Source organism: Mesorhizobium sp. M2A.F.Ca.ET.067.02.1.1 (assembly GCF_004023285.1).
Taxonomy (GTDB): Bacteria; Pseudomonadota; Alphaproteobacteria; order Rhizobiales; family Rhizobiaceae; genus Mesorhizobium.
Genome location: NZ_RZSB01000454.1, coordinates 1 through 4915, shown reverse-complemented (window position 1 = coordinate 4915; position 4915 = coordinate 1). Strand labels below are relative to the sequence as shown.

Genomic DNA, 4915 nt, shown 5'->3' with positions numbered 1-4915 from the left:
CTCTGGCAGAGCCGCACTTCGGAGCGGAAGAAGGAGACCGAATCCAACCTTGCCGCGATTGCGGCCGGGTCGGTCAGCGGCGCCATCAGCCGATCGGCGAGCAATCTCGCCCCGCCGCCGGTCACGGTGCGGTCGATCGCCTTGAACAGCGAGCCGTCGCGGCTACCGGAGAGCGTGCGCAGCAGTTCCAGGTTGGCGCGGGTCGCCGGGTCGATGAACAGCGTCGAGCCCTGCTCCTCGCGCTCGGGCCGCGACAGCGGCGGGCGTTCGGCTTTTTGCGTCTTTTCGACATAGGCGATGGCGCCCGAAATCGCCGACAATTCGGCGCGCGAGAACGTGCCGAAACTGTCCGGCGTCGCGACCTCGAAGAAGCGCGCGATGCGGCCCGTGGCCGAGGCCGAATCGAACAACGACGGCGGCTGCGGATTGGCGACCCGGCCGAGCACATCGAAGACCGGCCTGAGCTCCGGATCGTGGAAAACCGGCTCGGCGACGATCAACTCGCGCGGGTCGACGCGAAAAATGTCGGCAAGCAGCCGCTCGGCGCTCGTCTCGGCAACGCGGAACGCGCCGGTCGAAATGTCGATCCAGGCCAGCGCGAAGCTCGCCTGGCTGGCAGCGGCGACGCCAACCTTGACGCGGCCGAGCGCCATCAGGAAACTCGATTCCGAGGGCGCGAGGAGCTTGTCCTCGGTGATGGTGCCGGGCGTGACCAGCCGCACCACGTCCCGGCGCACCACCGATTTTGAGCCGCGTTTCTTGGCTTCCGCCGGATCCTCGATCTGCTCGCAGACGGCGACGCGAAAACCCTGCGCGATCAGCTTTTGCAGATAGTCGTCCGCCGCATGCACCGGTACGCCGCACATCGGAATGTCGTGGCCCTGGTGCTTGCCGCGCTTGGTCAAAACGATGCCGAGGGCCTGGCTCGCCTTCTCCGCGTCGTCGAAGAACAGCTCGTAGAAATCGCCCATGCGGTAGAACAAAAGCGAGTCAGGGTTCGCCGCCTTGATCTCGATATACTGCTCCATCATCGGCGTGACGCCCCCGGTGGCGGGCGCAGGCGTCGTCGTCTCCTGGGCGTCGTTGTCTGTCGGCATGTGCATGTTCATGCCGGGACGCTAGCAGAAGTGGCAGCCCGGTTTAATGCCGGCGGCGCGAAAAGCAGGGGAAGACTGGGCGGTTGCGCCATCGGCAGGAACAGGGTGCGCAAGGCATGTTGCCTCACGAGGTCGGCCGACATATGGATCGTCCGGGCCCATGAGAACATGGTGGGGCGATGAAGCAGGACGGACACGAGACGTTCGAGGAGATGGTCGGCCCCGCCGGCTCGCTCGGCCGCATTCGGCTTCTTGCCGCTAACCGAGCCAACCGAACCAGAACCAAAATCAAGGCGTGGACGCGGATACGGCTGCCCTTCATCCTTCCGGCGCGCGGGCCGATTTCGGGCCTCGATGGCGGCATCGAGATGCCTCTCCACATTTTCAGTCGCGATCCGTTGATCCTCTATGTACCTGTCGGCGGCAGGCGCCCGCTCTACGCGCTCGCCGCCTTCTGCCGACGCCTTGCGCCACGACGCGCTACCTTCCTTCTGATGCCGAACTGGACGCTGGAACGGCCTGCCGTCATCGAGCAGATTCGCAAGGATCTCGCCTGGTTCGCCAGGACCTGCCCCAAACACGAGCTGATCTTTCTCTGCAACACAGAGGAAGAGCGACGCCAGATTGCAGGCGTTGGCGGCAATGCAATCTTCTCCAATCACAATCTGATGATCTCGGAAGACGTGTTCCGGCCGCTGCCGGACGTGCCGGTCGAGTACGATGCCGTCTACAATGGCCGCATCTCGCACACCAAGCGGCACTATCTCGCCTTCGAGATCGAAAGACTAGTCCATGTGACGTCCTCGATCGGCGAATTGCCGCCGGCCGGCGACCGCGCCTTCATCCGTCGCCTGCAGGCGCAATCGCCGCTTCACAGCATCGCCAATCCGCTCGTTGATGGCCTGCCCGGCCGGCTGACCTCCGCCGAAGTCAACCGCGTCTACAACCAGGCCGCGGTCGGGCTCTGCCTGTCGGCGGTGGAAGGGGCAATGTATTCCAGCATGGAGTATCTGCTGGCCGGGTTGCCGATCGTCTCGACCCCGAGCATCGGCGGCCGCGACGTCTATTTCGATCCGGACTACTGCATTATCGCCGAGCCGGAGCCGGCCGCGATCCGCCGCGCGGTCGAGCGGCTTCGCGACCGGGCCATACCGCGGGAGGAGATTCGCGGCCGCACGCTTGAAAGGGTAAAGGCGGAACGGTTGGAACTGATGGCCTATCTCTCGGCGCTTAAGCGACGCATGGGCAGCGATGATCCGCCCTTCTCCGAATGGCCGTTCGCCGGCACCTCTGGGCTGACGCGCTGGGCTTCGGTCAGCGAGCACCTGCGCGAGATTGCCGCGATCTCATCAGGCAAGATTTGATCGTCGCCGGTACCGCGGAGGAACGCCGTCACTTGATCGCTTGGCCGTTTACAGCGGCTGAGTATGGCCTTAAGCGGTAGTTTAAAAGAATGCGCTCGCCTCAAGAGCGCGAATTGGTGAGGAAAACGTCAGGCATCATGGCCAGGAAAACTGAAAGCAGCGGCCCTTCCGTCAGTCCCGAGGAGGCGCTGGAATTCCACGCCATGGGGCGGCCCGGCAAGCTCGAGATCGTCGCCACCAAGCCGATGGCGACGCAGCGCGATCTGAGCCTCGCCTATTCGCCGGGCGTCGCCGTTCCCGTGCGCGCCATCGCCGAGGATCCGAGCCGCGCCTTCGACTACACGACGCGCGGCAACATGGTCGCCGTCATCTCCAACGGCACCGCCATCCTCGGCCTCGGCAATCTCGGCGCGCTGGCCTCCAAGCCGGTGATGGAAGGCAAGTCCGTGCTGTTCAAGCGCTTCGCCGATGTCGATTCGATCGACCTTGAAGTCGATACCGAGGATGCCGACGAGTTCGTCAACTGCGTGCGCTTCCTCGGGCCTTCCTTCGGCGGCATCAATCTCGAGGACATCAAGGCGCCGGAGTGCTTCATAATCGAGCAGCGGCTGCGCGAGCTGATGGATATCCCGGTCTTCCACGACGACCAGCACGGCACGGCAATCATCTCGTCCGCCGGGCTGATCAACGCGCTGGAGATCACCGGCCGCGACATGAAGACCACCAAGCTGGTCTGCAACGGCGCGGGCGCGGCCGGCATCGCCTGCATCGAACTGATGAAGGCGATGGGCTTCGCGCCGGAAAATGTCATCCTGTGCGACACCAAGGGCGTCGTCTATCAGGGCCGCACCGAAGGCATGAACCAGTGGAAGTCGGCGCCGTCCAGCGCCTCGGCCTGTCCGCCAAGGGCGCGCTGACCACCGCCATGGTGCAGTCGATGGCGAAGAACCCGATCATCTTCGCCATGGCCAATCCCGATCCGGAGATCACGCCCGAGGAAGTGGCCGAGATCCGCACCGACGCCATTATGGCGACCGGCCGCTCGGACTACCCCAACCAGGTCAACAATGTGCTGGGCTTCCCCTATATCTTCCGGGGCGCGCTGGATGTGCGCGCCACCACCATCAACGACGCGATGAAGATCGCGGCGGCCAGGGCGCTAGCCGAGCTGGCGCGCCAGGACGTGCCGGACGATGTCGCCGCCGCCTATCAGGGCAACCGGCCGAAATTCGGCCCCAACTACATCATCCCCGTGCCGTTCGACCCGCGCCTGATCTCGGCGATTCCGCTGGCGGTGGCCAAGGCCGCGATGGAATCGGGCGTCGCCCGCAAGCCGATCCTCGATCTCGACCGCTACGCGCAGGAACTGTCCGCCCGCCGCGACCCGATCGCCTCGACCCTGCAGCGCATCTACGACCGCGTGCGCCGCCAGCCCAAGCGCATCGTCTTCGCCGAAGGCGAGGAGGAGCAGGTGATGCGCGCCGCCGTCTCCTATGTGAACCAGAAGCTCGGCACGGCGATCCTGCTCGGCCGCGACGACGTCATCAAGGACAATGCCCGCAATGCCGGCATCGACTTGAACAAGCAGGGCATCGAGATCATCAATGCCAGGCTGTCGCGCCGCAACGGCATCTACACCGACTATCTCTACGAGCGCATGCAGCGAAAGGGTTTCCTGTTCCGCGACTGCCAGCGCCTGATCAACAACGACCGCAACCACTTCGCCGCCTGCATGGTGGCGCTGGGCGATGCCGACGGCATCGTCACCGGCGTTACCCGCAACTATTCCACCGCGCTCGACGATGTGCGCCGCATCATCGACGCCAAGCCCGGCCACCGCGTCATCGGCGTGTCGATCGTGCTCGCCCGCGGCAGGACGGTGCTGGTCGCCGACACCGCCGTCCACGACATGCCGAACGCCGAGCAGATCGCCGACATCGCCGAGGAGGCGGCAGGTTTTGCCCGCCGCATGGGCTACGAGCCGAGGATTGCCATGCTCGCCTATTCCACCTTCGGCCATCCGCAGGGCGAGCGCTCCGAACGCGTGCAGGAGGCGGTGCGCATCCTCGACAAGCGCCGCGTCGATTTCGAGTATGACGGCGAGATGGCGGCGGACGTGGCGCTGAACCCGCGCTCCATGGCGCAATATCCGTTCATCAGGCTCACCGGCCCGGCCAATGTGCTGATCATGCCGGCATTCCATTCCGCCTCGATCTCGACCAAGATGCTGCAAGAACTCGGCGGCTCGACCGTCATCGGCCCGCTGCTGGTCGGCTTGAACAAGCCGGTCCAGATCGTCTCGCTGAACGCCAAGGACTCGGACATCGTCAACATGGCGGCGATCGCGGCCTATACGGCGGGGAATTGACGGGCCGGCGCGTCAAAGGCCCTGCTTGGGATCAAACAAACGGGCCCGCGGCGATGCCACGGGCCCTTTGCGTATGAGGTGGTAGG

Annotated in this window: 1 protein-coding gene and 2 pseudogenes; 2 read left to right on the top strand and 1 reads right to left on the bottom strand. The window is 65.0% G+C overall.

Annotated features, from left to right (window positions below; all coding sequences use genetic code 11):
• Window positions 1–1109: pseudogene (locus EOA28_RS24835) on the bottom strand (DNA mismatch repair protein MutS); the annotation flags it as partial.
• A 167-nt stretch (window positions 1110–1276) separates the two neighbouring features.
• Here EOA28_RS24835 and EOA28_RS24830 point away from each other — a divergent pair.
• Window positions 1277–2461, top strand: a complete 1185-nt coding sequence (locus tag EOA28_RS24830) for a glycosyltransferase (RefSeq protein ID WP_128298219.1) — start codon at window positions 1277–1279, stop codon at window positions 2459–2461.
• 137 nt (window positions 2462–2598) lie between these two features.
• A pseudogene (locus EOA28_RS24825) lies at window positions 2599–4829 on the top strand (NADP-dependent malic enzyme).
• The last annotated feature ends 86 nt before the right edge of the window (window positions 4830–4915 follow it).